The organism is Actinoplanes sp. NPDC051343 (assembly GCF_044455125.1).
Lineage (GTDB): Bacteria > Actinomycetota > Actinomycetes > Mycobacteriales > Micromonosporaceae > Actinoplanes.
In genome coordinates, this window is sequence record NZ_JBITEL010000014.1 from 156,318 (window position 1) to 175,132 (window position 18,815).

The window sequence follows — 18,815 nt, forward strand, 5'->3', positions numbered from 1 at the left end:
CTCCTCTCACCTGCCGCGACGCGCGACCCGGCGGCGCGCCGGGTCGCGCATCGCGGCCACGACCGCGCACGCCGCCGCGGCTGTGATGCCCGACCAGCGCAGGTGAGCGGGCGTCCACTCCCGGCCGAAACCGACGAGCATCGGGGCCTGCGGAATCGACGCGGCCAGCAACAGCGCCGCCAGCAGCACGGGCGTGGTGATGATGCCGGGCTGGTCGAATCCCTGGCGACGGGCCCACGCGGCCACGGCCCACATCACCGTGACCGCGGCGGCCAGCTCGGTCGTGAGACCCATGCCGAGGTTCCATCGATCGCCGGCCGGAGCCGAGGGGAGATAGACCGCGAGCACCGCCGCCCACACCGGCACGACGACCGCCGCGGCACAAGCGATCCGCAGCCACAGGCGGCGCGCCAGGCCGTACGGGCTGGCCTGCAACGTGATCGCGGCGCTGTCGTCGAGCGCGTAGCCGGCGCCCAGGGCCAGCAGCAGACCGAGGACGCGCAGGTCGCCGACGGCGTCGTGGGTGTCGCCGAGGCGGGCCACCAGGTACGCGGCGACGGCGGCGGCGCTCGTGACGAACGGGGCCAGGTGCAGGCTGCGTACCAGGTGGCCGCTGCGGACCAGTTCCCGGGCCACGGAGGGTGTCATGGCAGCTGGAGCCAGCCGAGGACGAGGGTGGCGGCCAGGACCGGCCCGCCGACGAGGACCAGCCGGCGGCCCTGGGAGCGGTACACGGCGGCGATGGCGGCGCAGGCGCAGAGCCCGGTCAGGTACGCGACGTGCAGCCACGGCCGGCCCGGCACCGGCGTCCAGCCCTCGAATGTCATCCCGGTCGTCCACCACATCCACCAGGCGCCGTCGTCGAAGCGGCGGAACGCGACGAGACCGCCGAGCGTCGCGACCACGAAGGTGATCAGCACGCCGCCGGCGAAGGGCAGCCAGCGGGCGGCGAGGACGCCGAGCAGCCCGGCGCCGGCGATGACGAGCGGAAGTTGGGCCAGCTCGCCGGCGTTCATCAGGTCCTTGGCCGGGATGTCGTCCAGGCTGCTGATGACGGCCATGGCCGCCGCCGCGACGGCGCCGATGCCGACCAGAGGCAGCGCGATGCCCAGGCTCATCGCCCAGGTCCGGCGGGTGTCCGAGGTCGGGGTGGCACGCACCATCTCCTCGGCCCGGCTGCGGCGGGCGCCGCCGGCGACCAGGTTCGCCGCAAAGAGGACGATGATCGGCCCGAAGAACGCGACGGCGGTGAAGATGGTGCCGTACCAGTAGTCGGCGTTGCGGCCGTCGCCGGCCCCGTCGGCCGCGCTGGTCACGGCGACGACGACCGGTACCAGCCACAGCACGGGGTGCCGGACGAGGCGGCGGGCCTCCCGGCCGATCAGGGCGGCGGTGCTCATGAGTGGGTGACCTCCCGATCGGGTTCGCCCATGAGCAGGAGGTACGCATCCTCCAGCGTGGGCGGGATCAGCTCGGCGCCGGCCGGCGGGTCGCCGACGTTGCGGTAGACGCCGTCGCCGGTGCGCCACGCCGCGAGCGCGGCCGGCGACCTCTGGGTGTCGGCCCACACACGGCCCGCGGCCTGCGCGGTCAGCTCGCTGGGGGTACCGGTGAATCGGACCCGGCCCTGGTGGAACACGGCGATCCGGGTGCACAGGGCGGCGATGTCCTCGGTCTGGTGGCTGGACAGGACCACCGTGCGGCCCTCGCCGGCGTGCGAGATCATCTCCCGGAACCGCAGCCGCTGCTCGGGGTCGAGACCGACCGTCGGCTCGTCCAGGAGGAGCAGGTCGGGATCGCCCAGCAGGGCCTGGGCCAACCCGACCCGGCGGCGCATGCCGCCGGAGAGGGCCCGGATCCGCTTGGCGCTGACCGACGCCAGCCCGGTCCGGTCGATGACCCGGCGGACCTCGTCGTGCCGGGTCCGCCGGCCGGTCATCTGCTTCAGGATCGCCACATAGTCGATGAACTCGAAGACGGTGAACCCCCGGTGGAAGCCGGCATCCTGCGGCAGGTAGCCCAGGCGCTCGCGGATCCGGGTCCGGTCGTCGGGGCGCGCCGGATCACGGCCCAGCAGGGTCACCGTGCCCCGGTCCGGCGCCAGGACGGTGGCGATGATCCGGAGCAGGGTCGTCTTGCCGGCGCCGTTCGGTCCGAGCAGGCCGGTCACCCCTTGGCCGGCGTCGAGGTCGACGTTGTCCAGCGCCGTCGTGCGGCCGAAGGATTTTGTCGCGCTCCGCACGCGTACGGTCATGCGCTTCTCCCGAGTTTGATCGTCACGGTGTTACGGGTGACGGCGAGCCACAGGCCGCCGCCGACGGCCACAGCGAGCCAGAAGATCTGGGCGCCGGCGCCGAAGGCGAGGTCGAGGTGGCCGGCCATGGTGGTCGGGGTGGTCACCAGCACCCAGACCGCTGCCACGACGCCGACGGCGACGACGGGTGTCATCCGGGCCATCAGCGCCAGGGCGGCGCAGGTCAGCCCGGCCGTGGGCAGCAGCCAGGCGGCGGCAAGCCAGTGCGAGCCCGGTAGTGCGAGCCCGGCCGCGGCCACGATCGGCACGCTGACCGCCTGGACCGCGGCCGTACGGATCAGCAGCAGGCGCAGTCCCGGGTACGGCGCGGCCAGCCCGATCTCCCGGGTCGGGTCGAGGCCGCCCGCGAAGGCCACCGCGACCCCGGCCAGCGGCCCGAGCGGGGCGGCCACGAGAAACATCCGCAGCAGGCGCTCGTCGACCTGAGCCGCCCAGACGGAGAGCGCGAGTACGGCCGCGATCCCCAGCAGCCACGGCCCCCGCAGGGTCGGCGTGGCGGCGACCAGGCGCGCCGTCGCCTCGCCGACGCCGAGCCGGGCCAGCACCCGTTCGGGCCGGCTCGGCCGGGGGGCGTCGACCCGGTCGACAACCTCGTCCCAGATCGCCTCGACCCGCCGGGTATCGACGTGCGAGGCGATCGCGTCCCGGCAGGCCGCGCACTTCATCAGGTGCGCCTCGGCCGACGCGGCCAGGTCCGGCGGGGCGGCGCCCTGCGCGTACCGGCGGATCGCCTCGGGATCCAGGTGCCAGACGGTCATCCGAACCTCCCCGTCATGCCAGCCGCTCCCGCAACAGGGCGCGGGCGCGCATCATCCGTGTCTTGACCGTGCCCGGCGGGATGCCCAGCAGCCGGGCGGCCTCCCGCGTGGTCAGCCCGTCCAGGACCGTCGCCTGTACGACGGCCCGCAGCTCGGGGGACAGGGCGGCCAGGGCCGCACCCACGTCGCCGTACTGGACGGCAAGCAGCACGTGCTCCTCGGCCGACGTCTCGACGCCGGCGAACTCCATCAGCTCATCGGCCGGCGGCCGGCTCCGCCGCAGCGCGTCGACCAGCCGGCGGATGCCGATTCCCCAGATCCACGCGGCCACCTCACCCCGGCGGTCCCACCGCCCGGCCGACCGCCAGACCGCCACGAACGTGTCCTGCACGACCTCGTCGACGAGCTCGGGCGACGAGCACCGCCGCCCCAGGCGTACCAACAGCCACGGCAGATGCCGCCGGTACAGCTCGGCGAACGCCTCCCGGTCGCCGTCCATGATCGCCGCGAGAAGCTGGGAGTCGTCCCGAGGGTCCGGCGGTCGCGTCAGCATGCGTGACCTCCCGGTTCCCGTAGCTCGACGAGGTGCCCGGCGATGCGGCTCCCATCCATGCCCTGTTCGTCGTACCGGGCCGGGCGAACGGTTCACAGGATGGGCCGGCAATTACTCAGAGCCGCGCTGAAGAAGGCGGGAAGTGTCCGTTGCAATAGTGTGCGAGGCACAGTATCGTGTTGGGCATGACAATGGATGCGACGCTCGCAGGGCACCTGCAGGAGCTTCGTCGAGGCACGGTCGTCGTTGCCGGCCTCACCGTCCTGCGCACCCCGGGTTATGGCTATTCGCTGCTCGAGACGCTCAGCGCGGCCGGCTTCGAGGTGGAGGCCAACACGCTCTATCCGCTGCTGCGCCGCCTCGAGTCGCAGGGGCTGCTGACCAGTTCGTGGAACACCGACGAGGCCCGGCCGCGCAAGTTCTACGAGACCACCGAGGACGGCGCCAAACTGGCCGCCGCTCTCCGAACTGAATGGGCGCGGCTCGACCGCGCGATCACCGATCTCGACAGTGTTCCTGCCACCGAAGGGGAGTGAGTCATGACCAGTCTTGTCGACCGTTACGTTTTCACCGCCGTCCGTCGCGTACCGGAAGGGCAGCGGGCCGAAATCGACCGTGAGCTCCGTTCCTCGATCGAGGATGCGGTCGAGGCCAAAATGGAGGGCGGCGCCACCCGCGACGAGGCCGTCGACGCGGCGCTGCGCGAGCTGGGCAACCCGAGCCGCCTGGCCGACCACTACGCGGGCCGCCGCAATTATCTGATCGGTCCCGAGCTCTACCCGGGATGGCGCATCCTGCTCAAGCTGCTGCTCACCACGGTGCTACCGCTCGTCGTGGTGATCACCGTCGTCGTGCAGTTGTTCGAGGATCCTTCCAAGGCGGTCGGTGAGGGGTTCGGCACGCTGTTCAGCGTCGGCATCAACCTGGTCTTCTGGGTCACGCTGGTCTTCGCGCTGATCGAGCGGGCCGGGATGCGTGACCTGCCCACCGCCGATTGGGTCGCCGTCCGTTCGAACCGGTCGTGGACCCCGGACGACCTGCCGAAATACCAGCCACACGCGATGACTCTGGGCCAGCTCGCCACCCAGCTGTCCTGGCTGGCGGTGCTGGTGGCGGCGCTGGTGCTGCAGCAGTTCACCTTCACCGACCAGCCCCTGCTCGACCCCGCCGGATGGCACCTGTGGTGGCCGTTGCTGCTCGTGGCGTTCCTGCTCCGCGGCGTCTTCTATACGGTGGTCTACCGCCAGGCCGCCTGGACCCGCGCGACGGTCCTCGGCAACGCCGTCGCGGCCCTGCTCTGGGCCGTCCCGACGATCTGGCTGCTGGCCGCCGGTCGGTTCTTCAACCCGGCGTTCCACGGCCTCGACCACGCCGACGTGAGGCACTGGGTCACGGCATCGATGATCGTGACGGTCGCCGTGGCCACCGTCTGGGACATCGTCGACGTGATCCGGCGGGCGTCGGCCGCTCGTCGCGGCGTGCCGGCCAAGCCCTTGGACGACCTCTACACGCTGGTCTGACGGCTTGATCCACGGGAAAGTGCGGCGGCTTCCTCGTGCAGAGCGGTGATCATCGCCCGGGCCTGCGGTGTCGGGTCCGGGCGGGTGATCGACAGCGTGGAGCGTCCGGGCCAGTCGCTTTCCAGGACCCGGACGGGACGTACGCCGGCCGGCAGGGCCGGGCGGACCAGCGCCGGTACGACCGTGATGCCCAGGCCGGCGGCGACCATGCCGAGCCGCGTGGACCAGGAGCGGACCGTGGTGGCGACGCGTGGCTCAGGCAGCGTCGGCCACGCCCCGAACTGCGGCTCGCCCGTCGTCCGAACCGACAATCGCTCCCTGCTCCGCCGGCTCGAAGCCTAGAAGCGTGACGGCCGGGGTCAGGTCGTGGTCAGGGCCTCGGTCGGTGGAAGGCGGCCCGCGCGGATCGCCGGATACAGGCCGGCGAGGGCGCCGATCGTCACCGACGCAGCGACTCCGCCGGCGATGGCGGTCGCCGGAATCACCAGCGGCCAGCCCTGATAGCGGGCGTAGATGCTGACCACGGCGAGACCGATCGCTGCTCCGGCGAGGCCGCCGAGGGCGGACAGCGCCACCGCCTCGGTGAGGAATTGCGTCAGGATCTGGCGTCGGCGGGCCCCGAGGGCGCGGCGCAGGCCGATCTCCGGGCGTCGTTCCAGCACCGAGATGATCATCGTGTTGGCCACCCCGACCCCGCCCACCAGCAGGGAGACCGCGCCCAGGCCGAGTAGCAGGCGGCCGAAGGTGTGCTTGGCCGCCAGCTGGGCGGTGAGGGCGTCCGAGGGGCGGCTCACCGCGACGGCGTCCGGGTCCTGCGGGTTGGCCGTGCGGGCCAGCAGGGCCCGCACGGCGGTGACCGATTCGTCGGCCGAGCGGGTGTAGATGCGCGTGGGATGACCGTCGAAGCCGAGGCGTCCGGTGGCCACATCCCAGCCGACCAGGGCCGACGTGTCGATTTCCGGAGCCAGCTCGAGTGGACGCAGGACGCCGGTCACGGTGAACCACTGGCCCGCGATGAAGACCTGCTGCCCCGGCCGGCCGACGCCGAGCAGGCGGGCCGCCGTCGCACCCAGCACCACGGCCGGGTACCGCTCGGTGGCCGGGTTGAGCCAGCTTCCCGCGCCGAGCTTGCCGTCGAGGGTGCGCAGGAGGTCCAGGCGGGCGGCGTCCACCTCGATGCCCTGCGACTGGCGGGGATCGACCTTGTCAGTGCGCCGCACCGTGACCCCTTGGACCGTGCCGGTCGCGCTGGCCGACCGTACCGGCCCGATCCGCTCGACCATCGCGACGGCGTCCACGGGCAGCGGAGTGTTGCGGCCGAAGAGGTTCTGCCCCGGCCCGACCGTGAGCAGATTGGTGCCGAGGCCGGCGATCTTGTTTACCAGCTCGGCCTGACTGGCGGCGCCGATGCCGAGCACGCCGACCATGGCGGCGATCCCGATCGCGATGCCCAGGGCGGACAGCGCCGCCCGCAGCGGCCGGCTTCGCAGCCCGAGCAGGCCGACGCCGATCAGATCGGTCGCACGCAGCCGGGCCGCCCGCGGCAGCGGCGGAAGGGTGGTGGCCTGTCGGTTCACGCTGCCGTCACCCCCGCGCCGCTGTCCGAGCGGATCTCGCCGTCCAGGATCTCCACCCGGCGGTCGAACGCGCGGGCGATGCCCTCGTCGTGGGTGATCACGGTGATCGTGGTGCCATCGTCGTGCAGCTCGTGCAGCAGCTGGATGATGGTTTCGCCGGACCGGGAGTCGAGCGCGCCGGTCGGCTCGTCGGCCAGCACGATGGCGGGCCGGGCGACCAGCGCCCGGGCGATCGCGACCCGCTGCCGCTCCCCACCGGAGAGCTCGTGCGGGCGGTGGCCCAGCCGGTGCCCGAGCCCGACCCGGTCGAGCGCCGTGGCCGCCTCGCGCAACCGCGCCTTGCGGGTGATGCCGTGGTACAGAAGCCCGTTGGCCACGTTGTGCACCGCCGTCAGGTGGGAGGTGAGATAGAACTGCTGGAAGACGAAGCCGATCCAGCCGGCGCGTACGGCCGAGAGCCGGCGGTCGTCGAGCGAGGCCACATCGTGGCCGAGGATGCGCACCGTTCCGTCGGTCGGCCGATCCAGGGTGCCCATCAGCTGCAGCATGGTCGACTTGCCCGACCCGGAGGGCCCGACGACAGCGGTGAGCTCCCGCGGCCAGATCCGCAGCGAGGCATCCCGGAGCGCGAACACCCCGCCGGGATAGGACTTGGTGACCCGATCCAGTTCGATGACCGGTGGCGTGTCGGTCATGTCGCCGGCACCGTCACCTTCATGCCCGCGGCGAGCCCGTCGCCCCTGACCTCGACCCGGCCGTTGGCGAACGCGCCGAGCTGGACCGCGACGATCCGGCTGCCGCCGCCGTCCGCGACGACCTGCACCCCGAAGCCGCCCTCGGCCAGCGCGAGAAGCGCGTCGACCGGCACGGCGAGGACTCCCTTGTGCGTGGTGCCTCGGAAGTCGACGGTCACGGGCGCGCCGTCGAGCGCGCCCGTCACGGCCGGGTCGTCCAGCGCGATCGTGACCGGGATGGTGGCCGAGTTCTGCTGGCCGTCCTGTTTGTCCTTGGCGGTCGCGACGGTGCCCACCGCGGTGATCCGGCCGGTGGCGGTCCTGCCGTCCGGCAGCCCCACGGTCACCCGGCTGCCCTTGACCGCCAGCGCCCACTTCGTGACCGGGAGGTCGACGGCCACCTGCTTGCGCGTACCGGTCGCGGTGAGAATTTCACCGGCGGCCGGCGCCCCGGTCTTCGCGGGCACGTCGGCGACCCGGACCGGGCCGGGCAGCACGATGACGTCCCCGAGCGCGACCTGGCCGGTCCGCCGGATGCCGAGCGCCTTCTGCCACTGCCGCACCCGTGCCGCGGTCGCGGCGGTGTAGGTGTCGTCCACGGTCAGACCCTCTCCGAAGCCGAGCGCCCGGAGATTGCGCTCCAGGGTTTTCACGTCCGGGCCGTCGGCGACGCCGTCATGCAGATCGCGCCAGAACGGCGTCTTCCCGTAGAACAGGGGAACCGGCTGGTTGTCGCCGTCGTACAGGTGCTGCCCGCGAACGATCGTGTCGCCCGGCTGCGGGAGCCAGGTCACGATCCGGCTCCGCTGGGCCGTGACGGTGGCCGTCCCGGCATAGCCGAGGATGCCGTCGACCTGCTGCGTCTCGACGAGATCAGTTCTGGTCACGGCCACGGTCGGTGGCGGTTCGGCCGCGGGCGCCGGGTGCCGGTCGCCGCCGGTGGCGACGACGACGGCTCCGGCGCCGAGACCGGCAGTCGCGGTTGCGGCGACCGCCAGCCCGATTTTCGTACGCGTCCTCACTTGCTGCCGCCCGGCGCGGGAACTGCCTTCGAGCACTTGTTGAAGACGTCCATCAGCTGTGGGGTCATCGCCGGGGCGGTGGCGCTCTGCCCGGGAACCGGGTCGGGCCAGTCGACGCCGTTGTCCCGCATGCATTTGGCGAACTTGCGCCGGCGTTCCTGCTGGGCGGGATCGTCCGGGTCGTATCCGGTCCGGCCCTGCTCGGCGGTCTGATACTGCTTGCATTTTTCCATCGCGTTCTTCAGGGCGGGACTGTCCATGGGCAGCGTGACCATGCCGCCCGGTGGCGGGTCCTGCACGTCCAGGCCCTGCCCGCGCAGGCACTGCGTCCACTTGACGGTGTCACCGGACCCCGTCGAGGCGCTGGGCGCGGCCCCGGCCGGCTTCCCGCCTCCGCCCCCGCATCCGGCCAAGGCACAACTCGCCGCCAGGACCAGTCCGACCGCCGCCGTGCGCATCCATCGCTCCATGTCCACTCCCGTACCGCTCCATCACCCGCCGGCGGACGCCGGCCTCGATCGGAAGTTGTACGGAGGCCGGTGTTTCACCGGCGTTTCACGAGCGCCGAAAGGGCGCTGTTATGCCGGTGAAACGGCGACGGCGCTACGGTCGGGGCCGTGCGAGTACTCGTGGTGGAGGATGAGCGGACGCTGGCCCGGTACATCGCCGAGGGCCTGCGAGAGCAGGCGATGTCGGTCGACGTCGCCTATGACGGCAACGCCGCGCTGAACAAGCTCGTCGACGACTCGTACGACCTCGTCGTGCTGGACCGCGACCTGCCCGGCACACACGGTGACGAGGTCTGCCGGCGGCTGATCGAGCGCGGCGGCCGCGCCCGGGTGCTGATGCTGACCGCGTCGGCCGAGGTCGGCGAACGGGTCACCGGGTTGCGGCTGGGCGCCGACGACTACCTCGGCAAGCCGTTCGACTTCGACGAACTGGTCGCCCGGCTCGACGCGCTCGGCCGCCGGTCACAGCCCGCCGTGCCGCCGGTGCTCCGCCTGGGCGACATCGTCCTCGACTCGACGCAGCGGCAGGTGTCGCGAGCCGGCCGGCCGCTCGCCCTGTCGAACAAGGAGTTCGGCGTGCTGGCCGTGCTGATGGCGGCGAACGGCGCCGTCATCAGCGCCGAGGAACTTTTGCGGACGGCGTGGGACGAGCACGCGGATCCGTTCACCAACGCCGTACGCATGACGCTGCACCGGCTGCGGGCCAAGCTCGGCGAGCCCGACGTCATCGACACCCTGCCCGGGGTCGGCTACCGGATGGCCGGCCGGGAATGCTGAGCCATCTGACGCTGCGCTCGCGGCTCACGCTGCTGCACACCGCCGTCTTCCTCGTCGTGGGCGCGCTCGTGGTGACGATGGTCTACCTGCAGAATCGCGTCGTGGTGCGCAGGGTCGGCGTGCTACCGGCGTACCGGCTCGACGAGCCGGCCCACCCCACCCAGCCCGGCGCCACGTCGTTGCCCACGGAGTTGATGAATGCGATCGCCCTGCAACGCAACGACGCGATCGGCACCATCCTGATCCAGTGGATCGTCGCGCTGGCCGTGATGACGCTCCTGGTCGGCCTGCTGGCCTGGTGGGTGACCGGACGAGTGCTGAACCGGGTGCACGTGATGACCGCCCAGGCGCGCCGCATCTCGCTGGCCAACCTGCACGAGCGGATCTCCGTGCCGGGACCGGCCGACGAGATCAAGGAACTGTCCGAAACCTTCAACGACATGCTGGGCCGGCTCGACGAGGCCTTCAACAGCCAGGCCAGGTTCATCGCCAACGCCTCCCACGAGCTTCGTACACCACTCGCGGTCGCCCGGACGACGTTACAGGTCGGGCTCGCGACCACGGATCCGGTCCGGGTCCGGCGCGTACGCGAGGAACTGTTGCGCAACAACGACCGGTGCATCGCTCTGCTCAACGGGCTGCTCACGCTGGCCCGCGGCGAACAGGGCCGGCACGGCGAGGAGACGGTGGAGTTCGCCGGCGTCGTCGAGGAGGTGCTGGCGGAGGCGGCAGCAGCGCATCCGCCGGACGGCCCGCGGCTGCTGCTCGACGAGATCGAGCCGTGCACCGTCTCGGGTGACCCGGTACTGCTCGCCCGGCTCGTCCACAACCTGGTAGACAACGCCGTCCGCTACAACGTGCCCGGCGGCGAGGTGCGCGTACGCCTCGACCCGCACGGGCATCTGACGATCAGCAACACCGGACCGGCCATCGCCGACGACGAAGCGAACCACCTGTTCGAGCCGTTCTTCCGAGGTGCCGGACGGGCCGGGCACACCGATGGCGCCGGCCTCGGACTGTCGATCGTCCGAGCCGTCGCGGTCTCCGTCGGCGGCCGGGCCACCGCCCGGCCGCTGATCGGTGGGGGCCTCGCCGTCGAGGTGTACCTGCCCACGAGCACCCGGCAGGCCGCATCCGGATCGGTGGCAGTGGATGCCTGACGCGCGTTCCCGGTACGCGTGCGATCATCGGCCCTATGGGACTCGAACGCGCTGACCTTGTCGCCTGGTACGAGCGGTACCTCGCCAGCTGCAACGAGCGCCGCTTCGATCAGCTGGGCGGGTTCGTCGACGAGCAGGTGACCGGATCCGGGTCGGTGGACGGGCGGGTCGCCTACGTCGAGAGGGTGAAGGCCGTCTGCACCGGCTTCCCCGACTATCACTGGGAGTTGCAGGACGTGGTCGTCGAGGACAATACGATCGCCGCGCGGCTGATCGGTCGCGGGACGCATAACGGAATCTTCGACGGCATCGCACCCACCGGCCGAAGGATCACCATCCAGGAGCTGGTCATCTACCGCATCGTCGACGGCAAGATCATCGGCTGCTGGGGAGATCTCAATCCCGTGGTTCGCGACGCCCTGACCACCGCGTAGGAGCATGGCGCCGGGCTGCCCCCGGCGCCGTGTTTCAACTCCGTACGGCGCCGGCCAACTCAGCTGTTGACGAAGGCGTTCGCGGCCGAGATGCCCTTGCTGTCGATCGCGCTGTTCGATTCGACGGGGCTCGGCACGCTGCCCGGGAAGACGATGTAGGTCACGCCCGAGTCGACGCCGCCGGACTCCGGGTTCGAGTCGATGCCGAGCGCCTTCGCGGTGGCGTACGAGGCCTCACCGATGATGTTGCTGGGGCCTTCGTCGGCGAAGACGGCGTACACGACCTTGTTGTTGTAGATGATCGCCGCGACGCTGCCCGGCTTGATGCCGTTGCCGCTGTAGCTGAACCGCGAGCTCGGCAGCGGGATGACGAAGTAGTGCGTGCTGTCGGCCTGGAACGACTTACCTTTCGACGTCTCGAACGAGGTCTGGTTCTGGTACCAGGGGTCGGTGTCCTCGTTGCAGTTCGAAGTGCGCACGCCGTCGCAGTCGATGTCCATGTCGGCCTTCCAGAAGAACGCCGAGCCCTGCTTGCAGATGTTGACCGTCGACGATTCGCCGTCGTCGGTGGCGTACTTCCCATGCGAGACCACGCTGCAGTTGGTCACCTTGGCGAGCAGGGCGGCGGCGCTCGGGCCGCTCGCCGCCAGCGCCGGGGTGGTGGCCACGAAGGTCGCCGCCAGCGCGGCAAGTCCGACGAGCCCGGTCTTGAAAGTACGGTGCATCGCTCCTCCTGGACCGTTAGGCAACCTGCCTGACAATTAGGTGGTGCTGACCGTATCGATCGCGATCGAAGTGTGCAAGACAACAGTCTGTGTCGATTTCGCGGTGCGTCGGACGTGTTGACGCCCATCCATGCGAAAGCTAGCTTGTCTCTGAAGTGGCTTCCACGATTGCGAACGTTGTCCATATACATAGACAGACCTCATGCCGATCGGAGTTGCTATGCGCAGGCAGGCTGTGGCGGCGTCCTTCGCCGCGCTCGTAGCCGCGACCGGGGCCACCCCCGCCGCCCCGTCCATGCACGTCATGACGCCGGCGAGCGCGGTCGCGGCGCGCACCGACCGGCGGCCCGTGGCGGGCGGCCTCTACGACGCCGCCGCACAGAAGACCTTCATCTCCTGGGGCGGCCAGTACGAGGACAACTACGTGCAGGCCTACGACCACCGCACCCGCACCTGGTCGGCGCCCGTACGGGTGGCCGGTGGCGACAGCGACTCGCACAACTACCCGACGATGATCCAGGCCGCTGACGGGCACCTGCTCGTCTTCCGCGGCCTGCACAACAAGGAACTCTGGGTGGCCCGCTCGGCGAAGCCGCACTCGATCGACGGCGCCTGGACCGACGTGCAGATCCCCGAGGGGCTGGGCGCGACCTATCCGATGCCGGTACGCACGGCCGACGGCACGCTGTTCGTCTTCATCCGGGAGACGGCCGGCGACTTCGACCCCAACTACCCGACCGACACGCGGCCGATGAAATACGTCCGGTCCACCGACAACGGGTTGACGTGGCAGAGCTCGGCGTCGCTGACCGGCGACCGGTGGGCCATCGCACCGCTCGGCCGCCCCGACAACATGAACGAGATCTACATCGGGCAGTTGCGCTACGAGCCCGCCACGCTGCTGCACCGGGAACGGATCGCGATCGTCTACACCCTCGCCGGCGGCGGCCCCGAGGGCCACCTGCACGATCGCTATCACCGCAACCTCTACTACGCCAGCTTCAGCCCGTCCGATCTCCACTTCCACGCCGCCAACGGGCACGATGTGGGCACCTCCATCGACGACGCCGACCAGGAGGCGTACCTCAAGGTGGCGGAGACGCCGCTGCAGACCGTCAATCCGCGCTCACCCGACTACATCAGCCTGGTCGGCAGCACGCTCGGTGGGTGGCCGTTCGTGGTGTGGATGCGGCTGGACGCGGACGGCCAGGTGCACGACGAGGCCTCGATGTGGTCGCCGCTCGGCGGCTGGCGCAGCCGCGAGGTGGCCGCCGGCGTGCGGGTCCGCGACATGGAACGCCTCGACGCGAAGACGTGGCGGATCTACGGCACCGACAACGCGGGCACGCCCGGCATCACGACCTACCGGCTGAGCGGGGGCACGGACTGGCGGCTCGAGTCGGCCATCGCGACCCCGAAGGCCGTGCAGCGGATCGAGGTGATCGCCGACCACCGCGATCCGGCCCGCATCCTGGCCACCGGCGCCAGCAGCGACCGCGACGTCTCGGTGGCCGACGGGGACGTCTACGTGGCCGGCTACGCCGGACGCTGAGCGAGGTAGCCGGGCGCCGCAACCGTGACCCGGTCCGCATTGTCGGCCGGCACGACCACCCTCGCACGTTGGCCTTCCCGAACGGGCAGTTCTTCGGCCGGATGCCGGTAAAGCCGGTAACCTGATCGACGTAGGTCTATTGATACGTTTCAGGACTGGGGGAGTCATGCGCCGATGGCTAGCCGTTCTCGTGACCGCGGCCGCAGCCCTGCTCTTCGCGCCCACGGTGGCCCACGCCGCGTACGACACCACCGTCACGAACTTCGACAACGCGGGCAATCAGATCGTGCGTTTGGACGTACACGGGAACGCGGTCGACGCGCACGACGGCGAGATCTCCGTATTCGGTGGCACGTATTACCTCTACGGCACCGCATACGACTGCGGCTACCAGTGGCAGGGTGGCGGGACACCGTTCTGCGGGTTCAAGGTCTACTCCTCGCCCGACCTGGTGCACTGGGCCGACCGGGGTTACCTTTTCGACCCGACCACGAGCACCTGGCAGACGCGGTGCAACGGCAACACCTACGGGTGCTTCCGGCCGCATGTGGTCTACAACGCCGCCACCGCCCGGTACGTGCTGTGGGTCAACGTCTACGACAACAGCGTCGGCTACCGGGTGTTCACCGCGACCTCCCCGATCGGGCCGTTCACCGAGCAGGCCGTGCCCACGCTGGCCGTGAACAACTCGGCGCCGGCCGGTGGCCTGAACAACGGCGACCACAGCCTGTTCGTCGACGACGACGGCACGGCCTACCTGGCTTACACGGACTGGCGCAGTTCCGGCGACATCGTCGTCGAACGACTCGACACCGGCTATCTCACCGGCACCGGCGCGTTCGTCCGGTTGCACCAGAGCGCCACCGAGGCGCCGGCGATGTTCAAGCGCAACGGCGTCTACTACCTCACCTACTCCGACCCGAACTGTGGCTATTGCGGCGGCACCGGCACGTCGTACAAGACGGCCGCCGCACCGTTGGGGAACTGGTCGGCCGGTACCAAACTGACCACCGACTCCTGCGGTGGTCAGCCGGCCTTCGTGTCGGCGATCCCCACCAGCGCGGGCACTACGTACCTCTACGCCAGCGACCTCTGGAACAACGGCGCCACCAACGAGGCACTGGCGAACTACTTCTGGACGCCGTTGTCGTTCAGCGGCAGCGCCATCCAGGCAATCACCTGCCGGCCGAGCTTCGCCCTCGACCTCGCCGGCGGCTCGGCCGGGGCCCAGCAGCCCGCACCGGACCAGGACCAGGCCGACGGCGTGGCCGGCTTCCAGTCCTGGTGCGACGTCGGGCGCAACATCGACCGGATCCAGACCTGGGTCGCCGGGCGCACCGGCACCCTCACGTCGGTCAAGTACACCACCTTCCAGAGCGGGAATCCGGACGCGGGCCTCGAGGTCGACGTGGTCACGGCGGACGGTTCGCTTCAGCCCGCGGGCTCGCCGCTTTTCCGTACGGTCGTGCCGCAGTCCTCGATCGGCTGGTCCCCGCGCGACGTCACGATCTACCCGAATGTCACGGTGACCGCGGGCATCCGGTACGGCATCGTGGTCAAGTCGGCCAACACCATCGGCTGCTATGGCATGGTGCACAACGACAATTCGCCCTACCCGGGTGGCGGCGAGGGCTACAGCAGCAACTCCGGCGGCTCGTTCACCGTCGAGACGAACCGGTCGATCCGCTTCGCCACCACCGTGAGTTCGCGATCCGTGCTGTCGGCCGGCGCCCTGCCAGCGGGCTGGACCGCGTGCGCCGGCGAGCACGGCGTCTGCGCAGTGCCGGCGCCCGGCATGATCGCGTACGGCGCCCCTGGCGGGTACGTCTACCAGTCCGTCGCGGCGGGCGTCATGCCGTGCACGACGGTGGCATTCGGCGGGGACCCGGCCTACGGCACGTTGAAGTCGTGCTACCTGCCCCCGCAAGGCGGTCCGAGCGGGTATGCCTTCTGTGCCGGTGAGAACGGCAACTGCACGGTGTCCGGAACCCGCACCGTCGCCTACGGGCTGAACGGGGCGTACAGCTACCGATCGGTAAACGGCTCGGTGACATGCGGCAACGACGCCTTCGGCGATCCGCTCTACTCGGTGGCCAAATCCTGCTACGTCGCTCCCTGATCCGGGCGTGGAACGGCGGGGAGGGCGCCCCTGTCCGGGCGCCCTCCCCGCGGTGCCGGGCGGCCCCTCAGTCCGTCGGCACCAGTGTGAGTGCCGGACGGCACCCGGACGGTGCCGCCGCCCGCCGCCGAGGCCGCGTCGACCGCCTTCTGGATCGCCGCGCTGTCGTTGCTCAAGCCGTTCCCGGTGGCCCCGTAGTCGCGGATGTTGAAGGTGCCGGCCGCCGACGCGCTGGTCGCCGCGACGAGCGAGGCACCGAACGCGAGCGCCGACACGCCGGCCAGCAGGCCGATGGTTCAGAGGTGGCTCGGTTCGGCGTACGCGGGCGGCGGCAGCACCACGGCGCCGGCCTCAGGAAGCCCGGGCCTCGTCCAGGGCCACCACGTCCAGGCCGACCAGATCCGCGACCACGGCCAGCGCGCCGTCGATCAGCTCGAAGTCCCGTAGGGCCAACTGGACCGGTGCGGTCAGCGGGCCCGCCACGGCCACCGCGACCGTCTCGTACAGCGACGCCGACCGTACATAGATCGCCTTCTCCGCGCCGTCCAGCATCGCGGTGATCTCTTCGATCGAAGTTCGCAGCGTCTTCGTCGCCAGCGTGAGCGCCTCGGCCCGGGCCGGAGCGAATTCCGGCCCGGGTTCCGTGTCCGCGAGCAGGTTGCGGGCGTAGTTGCGGGAGGCGCTCAGGCTGGCCGCGAACTGCGCCCGCTCCGACGGCGCCGGCAGCAGAGGAAGGCCCCGTGCCGCCAGCGCGGCGATCAATGCCTGGTAGGCCACGTCCAGCCGGCGGGCGGACGCCCGCACCTCGGAGACGTCCGTCGTGCCGAGCATCCGCTCCGAGGCGAGCCCGGCAAGTGACGCCAGCTCGGTCAGATATTCCCGCGTCGCCACCCGGACGACTCGGTGGGTGCGCAGCGGCACGACGAGGAGCACGGTCAACACGGCGGCCGCCGCGCCGATCGCGGTCTCCTCGAGCCGCAACAGCAACAGGTCGTCCGAATACTCGTTCAGTTCGACGTACAACTGCGACACCGCGATGGTGATCGCGACGACGAACCACGCGTAACTGGAGCGCATCAGCCACACGCCCAGGAACAGCGCCACCAGGATCACCGCCAGGGCCACCACGACGTGCGGGCCGACGAGGTGGGCCAGCAGGGCCCCGATCAGTACCCCGGCCAGCGTCCCGACGACTCTCAGCGAGCCCTTGCGGAGTTGCTCGCCGGCGTTGTGGACGCCCATGAAGGTCACGAAGGCGGCGATCACCGCCCAGTAGTAGCGGCGGCCGTCCAGGGCGTCGCCCAGGATCAGCGCGGCCGTGGCGGCCACGCACATCTGCACCGCCACCCGCACGTTGGGTGCCAGCCGGGCGGAGGCGGTGGCGCTGACCGTGGCCGAGCCCGCGAGGAAGCCGCCCACCAACGTCGCGGCGGGCTCGAAATCGGCCGACGGCTCGTTGCCGACGGCCGCGCGGAGCACGGCCAGACCCTCCCCGAAACCGACGAGCGACGAGGCGAAACGGTGCGCCACGATGCGTACGCGGGGATCGGCCAGACCTTGACTGTCGTCGTCGGTCAGCGTCGCCAGCATCGCCTCACCGGACGCCTTCGCCGCGGCCGGGTTCAGTTCGCCGACCGCGACCAGACCCTCGCGGGCCCGCCGGTGCACCTGCGGCGGCAGGTCGGTGCTGCCCAGCGTGATCGCGAACCGGGCGATGTTGGTGACCGCCAGTTCAAGATCGAAGAGCCGCTGGTGTACGGCCGCCGGACCGCCCTGTCCGATGAGCGCGCCGGGACGGCCCAGGTAGGCGTCGACCATCAGGGCCGACTCGTTGAACCGCAGCGTGCGGCGTTGCAGGCGGCGGACCAGGCGGGCCCGCTCGCGTTCGTGACCCGGCGGCAGATCGAGCAGGTCCAACGCCACCGAGGCGACCCGGCCCGAGCGGGCGCCGAAGGATCGCCGTAGCCGGCCCAGCGTGCGGTCGTCGCGGGACGAGAGGAAAGCCAGCTGTACGGCGACCGTGACCGCCGCGGCCAGGCAAACCTCGAGGGCCAGCCAGCCGATCGCCGAGATGGTGATCAGCCCGTGCAGGAAGATGCCGAAGAAGGTGCCCTGGAAGGCGAAGTTGCCACCGAAGAACCCGCGCGGGCCGAACCGGCGGGAGTACGCGCCGAGGGTCAGCACTCCGACGATCGCGACGAAACTCCAGATCCGGTACGGCGCCAGCGCCAACCCGAGCGCCAGCCCGCCCACGGTCGGCAGCGGGACCATCGCCAGGTTCAACGCCCGCTGCCGCGCGGTCTCGAACATCGGGGCCGCGAACACCGCGACCATCGCGACGACCGCACCCAGCATCAGCGCGACCACCAGGACCCCGTGGTGCTGCGCCGCGACGGCGGCCGGAGGCAGCCCGTCACCGTCGATCTGCAACGCGCCGGTCCACCGGACGAACGCCCACTCGGCGGTCATCGCCGCCGCCATCGTGACCGCGAGCTGGCCGGCCATCAGAAGCCGGGTGGCGCCGGGATCGGCTGCCCGCAGGCGATCCACCCAGTCCCGATTCACCAGCTCAACCTTACTCCGGAGGCCATCCTCCGGAGACTGTGCGCCGGGCGGGCCGGACGAGCTGGAGGCCGGTCAGCAGAGCCCAGAGCAGGTAGCTGTAGAGCGAGATGCGTTCGGCGAGCCCGGTCGGCGTCCATCCGTAGGCGAGCGGGATGTTGAGCAACCCGATGCCGCCGAGGGCGAGGCCGGCGGTCGCCAGCCACCGGGGGAGCCTCAGAGCTCGGCCCCTGAGCGGCCGGCGGCGCCACCGCCTGGTCCGAGCTGATCAGACCAGGCCCCGGCGGGCCGCCCAGGCGACGGCGGTGATCGCCGACGGCACGCCGAGCAGTTCACAGATGGTCCGGATGCGCCGGCGCAGGGTGCGCTCCGAGACGGCGAGCCGGCGCGCCACCGAGTCCAGCGGCAGGCCCGCCGCGAGCAGGGTCAGCAGCGCGACCTCGTCGTCGCGCAGGGAGCGGGGCCGTTCGGCGGTGGTCGGCATGCGACTCCTTCCCGG

General features: G+C 71.1%; 22 protein-coding genes. 7 read left to right on the forward strand and 15 right to left on the reverse strand.

The genetic code is table 11. The features are described from left to right. Positions 1 to 6: 6 nt before the first annotated feature. From ACIA5C_RS37730 to ACIA5C_RS37750, 5 genes are read right to left on the reverse strand one after another with little or no spacing between them, the layout of a single operon-like run. Positions 7 to 648, reverse strand: coding sequence for a hypothetical protein (locus ACIA5C_RS37730; RefSeq protein ID WP_396063807.1), 642 nt, complete (start codon positions 646 to 648; stop codon positions 7 to 9). Further along, a complete protein-coding gene (locus ACIA5C_RS37735) occupies positions 645 to 1,400 on the reverse strand; it encodes a hypothetical protein (protein ID WP_396063809.1) in 756 nt (251 codons plus the stop codon). Before ACIA5C_RS37735 ends, ACIA5C_RS37730 begins: the two co-directional genes overlap by 4 nt. Beyond that, on the reverse strand, positions 1,397 to 2,254 hold the full coding sequence (locus tag ACIA5C_RS37740; protein WP_396063811.1) for an ATP-binding cassette domain-containing protein: 858 nt from the start codon (positions 2,252 to 2,254) through the stop codon (positions 1,397 to 1,399). The genes ACIA5C_RS37735 and ACIA5C_RS37740 overlap by 4 nt, the downstream gene beginning before the upstream one ends. Beyond that, on the reverse strand, positions 2,251 to 3,072 hold the full coding sequence (locus tag ACIA5C_RS37745) for a hypothetical protein (protein WP_396063813.1): 822 nt from the start codon (positions 3,070 to 3,072) through the stop codon (positions 2,251 to 2,253). Before ACIA5C_RS37745 ends, ACIA5C_RS37740 begins: the two co-directional genes overlap by 4 nt. A gap of 13 nt (positions 3,073 to 3,085) precedes the next feature. Beyond that, entirely contained in the window at positions 3,086 to 3,625 is a 540-nt protein-coding gene (locus ACIA5C_RS37750; RefSeq protein ID WP_396063816.1) for an RNA polymerase sigma factor, read from the reverse strand. Between the two features lie 185 nt (positions 3,626 to 3,810). Here ACIA5C_RS37750 and ACIA5C_RS37755 point away from each other — a divergent pair, with 185 nt between their 5' ends. Then, the gene (locus tag ACIA5C_RS37755; protein WP_396063818.1) at positions 3,811 to 4,161 is read left to right on the forward strand and encodes a PadR family transcriptional regulator; all 351 of its coding nucleotides are present in this window, start codon (positions 3,811 to 3,813) and stop codon (positions 4,159 to 4,161) included. A 3-nt stretch (positions 4,162 to 4,164) separates the two neighbouring features. Then, positions 4,165 to 5,145 (forward strand): permease prefix domain 1-containing protein, encoded by a 981-nt coding sequence (locus tag ACIA5C_RS37760; protein WP_396063821.1) that lies wholly within the window; start codon positions 4,165 to 4,167, stop codon positions 5,143 to 5,145. Here the strand turns inward: ACIA5C_RS37760 and ACIA5C_RS37765 are convergent. From ACIA5C_RS37765 to ACIA5C_RS37785, 5 genes are read right to left on the reverse strand one after another with little or no spacing between them, the layout of a single operon-like run. Further along, a complete protein-coding gene (locus ACIA5C_RS37765) occupies positions 5,130 to 5,456 on the reverse strand; it encodes a LysR substrate-binding domain-containing protein (RefSeq protein WP_396063823.1) in 327 nt (108 codons plus the stop codon). The two genes, ACIA5C_RS37760 and ACIA5C_RS37765, sit on opposite strands and share 16 nt — an antisense overlap. Before the next feature lie 48 nt (positions 5,457 to 5,504). After that, positions 5,505 to 6,722, reverse strand: a complete 1,218-nt coding sequence (locus ACIA5C_RS37770; RefSeq protein ID WP_396063825.1) for an ABC transporter permease — start codon at positions 6,720 to 6,722, stop codon at positions 5,505 to 5,507. Continuing rightward, positions 6,719 to 7,417, reverse strand: coding sequence for an ABC transporter ATP-binding protein (locus ACIA5C_RS37775; protein WP_396063827.1), 699 nt, complete (start codon positions 7,415 to 7,417; stop codon positions 6,719 to 6,721). Before ACIA5C_RS37775 ends, ACIA5C_RS37770 begins: the two co-directional genes overlap by 4 nt. Then, positions 7,414 to 8,478: a peptidoglycan-binding protein gene (locus ACIA5C_RS37780; protein WP_396063829.1), complete on the reverse strand. Its 1,065-nt coding sequence runs from the start codon at positions 8,476 to 8,478 to the stop codon at positions 7,414 to 7,416. The genes ACIA5C_RS37775 and ACIA5C_RS37780 overlap by 4 nt, the downstream gene beginning before the upstream one ends. Then, the gene (locus ACIA5C_RS37785; protein ID WP_396063831.1) at positions 8,475 to 8,948 is read right to left on the reverse strand and encodes a hypothetical protein; all 474 of its coding nucleotides are present in this window, start codon (positions 8,946 to 8,948) and stop codon (positions 8,475 to 8,477) included. Before ACIA5C_RS37785 ends, ACIA5C_RS37780 begins: the two co-directional genes overlap by 4 nt. Before the next feature lie 147 nt (positions 8,949 to 9,095). Here ACIA5C_RS37785 and ACIA5C_RS37790 point away from each other — a divergent pair, with 147 nt between their 5' ends. Genes ACIA5C_RS37790 through ACIA5C_RS37800 form a run of 3 tightly spaced genes read left to right on the forward strand, consistent with a single transcriptional unit; the run spans position 9,096 to position 11,358 of the window. After that, positions 9,096 to 9,764 carry a response regulator transcription factor gene (locus ACIA5C_RS37790; RefSeq protein ID WP_396063833.1) on the forward strand — a complete coding sequence of 223 codons (669 nt, stop codon included), beginning with the start codon at positions 9,096 to 9,098 and terminating at the stop codon, positions 9,762 to 9,764. After that, the gene (locus ACIA5C_RS37795) at positions 9,758 to 10,924 is read left to right on the forward strand and encodes a sensor histidine kinase (RefSeq protein WP_396063835.1); all 1,167 of its coding nucleotides are present in this window, start codon (positions 9,758 to 9,760) and stop codon (positions 10,922 to 10,924) included. Before ACIA5C_RS37790 ends, ACIA5C_RS37795 begins: the two co-directional genes overlap by 7 nt. 35 nt (positions 10,925 to 10,959) lie before the next feature. Further along, positions 10,960 to 11,358 (forward strand): ester cyclase, encoded by a 399-nt coding sequence (locus ACIA5C_RS37800; protein ID WP_396063837.1) that lies wholly within the window; start codon positions 10,960 to 10,962, stop codon positions 11,356 to 11,358. Positions 11,359 to 11,417: 59 nt separating this feature from the next. Here ACIA5C_RS37800 and ACIA5C_RS37805 read toward each other — a convergent pair whose 3' ends face one another. After that, positions 11,418 to 12,083, reverse strand: coding sequence for a glycoside hydrolase family 75 protein (locus tag ACIA5C_RS37805; protein ID WP_396063840.1), 666 nt, complete (start codon positions 12,081 to 12,083; stop codon positions 11,418 to 11,420). Between the two features lie 220 nt (positions 12,084 to 12,303). On the opposite strand from ACIA5C_RS37805, the gene ACIA5C_RS37810 reads away from it, so the two are divergent. Together ACIA5C_RS37810 and ACIA5C_RS37815 are read left to right on the forward strand one after the other, a co-directional pair. After that, the gene (locus ACIA5C_RS37810) at positions 12,304 to 13,635 is read left to right on the forward strand and encodes a BNR-4 repeat-containing protein (protein ID WP_396063842.1); all 1,332 of its coding nucleotides are present in this window, start codon (positions 12,304 to 12,306) and stop codon (positions 13,633 to 13,635) included. A 166-nt stretch (positions 13,636 to 13,801) separates the two neighbouring features. Continuing rightward, positions 13,802 to 15,754, forward strand: coding sequence for a family 43 glycosylhydrolase (locus tag ACIA5C_RS37815; protein WP_396063844.1), 1,953 nt, complete (start codon positions 13,802 to 13,804; stop codon positions 15,752 to 15,754). On the opposite strand, the gene ACIA5C_RS37820 is transcribed toward ACIA5C_RS37815, so the two are convergent. The 4 genes from ACIA5C_RS37820 to ACIA5C_RS37835 form a co-directional block, all read right to left on the reverse strand. After that, on the reverse strand, positions 15,739 to 16,029 hold the full coding sequence (locus tag ACIA5C_RS37820) for a glycosyl hydrolase family 28-related protein (RefSeq protein WP_396063846.1): 291 nt from the start codon (positions 16,027 to 16,029) through the stop codon (positions 15,739 to 15,741). The genes ACIA5C_RS37815 and ACIA5C_RS37820 overlap by 16 nt on opposite strands. Before the next feature lie 76 nt (positions 16,030 to 16,105). Beyond that, entirely contained in the window at positions 16,106 to 18,319 is a 2,214-nt protein-coding gene (locus tag ACIA5C_RS37825) for an FUSC family protein (protein ID WP_396063848.1), read from the reverse strand. Positions 18,320 to 18,329: 10 nt separating this feature from the next. Then, positions 18,330 to 18,482, reverse strand: coding sequence for a hypothetical protein (locus tag ACIA5C_RS37830; RefSeq protein ID WP_396063850.1), 153 nt, complete (start codon positions 18,480 to 18,482; stop codon positions 18,330 to 18,332). Between the two features lie 102 nt (positions 18,483 to 18,584). Next, positions 18,585 to 18,800: a hypothetical protein gene (locus ACIA5C_RS37835; RefSeq protein WP_396063852.1), complete on the reverse strand. Its 216-nt coding sequence runs from the start codon at positions 18,798 to 18,800 to the stop codon at positions 18,585 to 18,587. Positions 18,801 to 18,815: the final 15 nt, after the last annotated feature.

Bases quoted from the DNA above. Each gene is read 5' to 3' on its own strand.
- ACIA5C_RS37730 (WP_396063807.1), bottom strand. From the start codon at position 648: ATGACACCCTCCGTGGCCCGGGAACTGGTCCGCAGCGGCCACCTGGTA.
- ACIA5C_RS37735 (WP_396063809.1), bottom strand. From the start codon at position 1,400: ATGAGCACCGCCGCCCTGATCGGCCGGGAGGCCCGCCGCCTCGTCCGG.
- ACIA5C_RS37740 (WP_396063811.1), bottom strand. From the start codon at position 2,254: ATGACCGTACGCGTGCGGAGCGCGACAAAATCCTTCGGCCGCACGACG.
- ACIA5C_RS37745 (WP_396063813.1), bottom strand. From the start codon at position 3,072: ATGACCGTCTGGCACCTGGATCCCGAGGCGATCCGCCGGTACGCGCAG.
- ACIA5C_RS37750 (WP_396063816.1), bottom strand. From the start codon at position 3,625: ATGCTGACGCGACCGCCGGACCCTCGGGACGACTCCCAGCTTCTCGCG.
- ACIA5C_RS37755 (WP_396063818.1), top strand. From the start codon at position 3,811: ATGACAATGGATGCGACGCTCGCAGGGCACCTGCAGGAGCTTCGTCGA.
- ACIA5C_RS37760 (WP_396063821.1), top strand. From the start codon at position 4,165: ATGACCAGTCTTGTCGACCGTTACGTTTTCACCGCCGTCCGTCGCGTA.
- ACIA5C_RS37775 (WP_396063827.1), bottom strand. From the start codon at position 7,417: ATGACCGACACGCCACCGGTCATCGAACTGGATCGGGTCACCAAGTCC.
- ACIA5C_RS37785 (WP_396063831.1), bottom strand. From the start codon at position 8,948: ATGGAGCGATGGATGCGCACGGCGGCGGTCGGACTGGTCCTGGCGGCG.
- ACIA5C_RS37795 (WP_396063835.1), top strand. From the start codon at position 9,758: ATGCTGAGCCATCTGACGCTGCGCTCGCGGCTCACGCTGCTGCACACC.
- ACIA5C_RS37800 (WP_396063837.1), top strand. From the start codon at position 10,960: ATGGGACTCGAACGCGCTGACCTTGTCGCCTGGTACGAGCGGTACCTC.
- ACIA5C_RS37805 (WP_396063840.1), bottom strand. From the start codon at position 12,083: ATGCACCGTACTTTCAAGACCGGGCTCGTCGGACTTGCCGCGCTGGCG.
- ACIA5C_RS37810 (WP_396063842.1), top strand. From the start codon at position 12,304: ATGCGCAGGCAGGCTGTGGCGGCGTCCTTCGCCGCGCTCGTAGCCGCG.
- ACIA5C_RS37815 (WP_396063844.1), top strand. From the start codon at position 13,802: ATGCGCCGATGGCTAGCCGTTCTCGTGACCGCGGCCGCAGCCCTGCTC.
- ACIA5C_RS37835 (WP_396063852.1), bottom strand. From the start codon at position 18,800: ATGCCGACCACCGCCGAACGGCCCCGCTCCCTGCGCGACGACGAGGTC.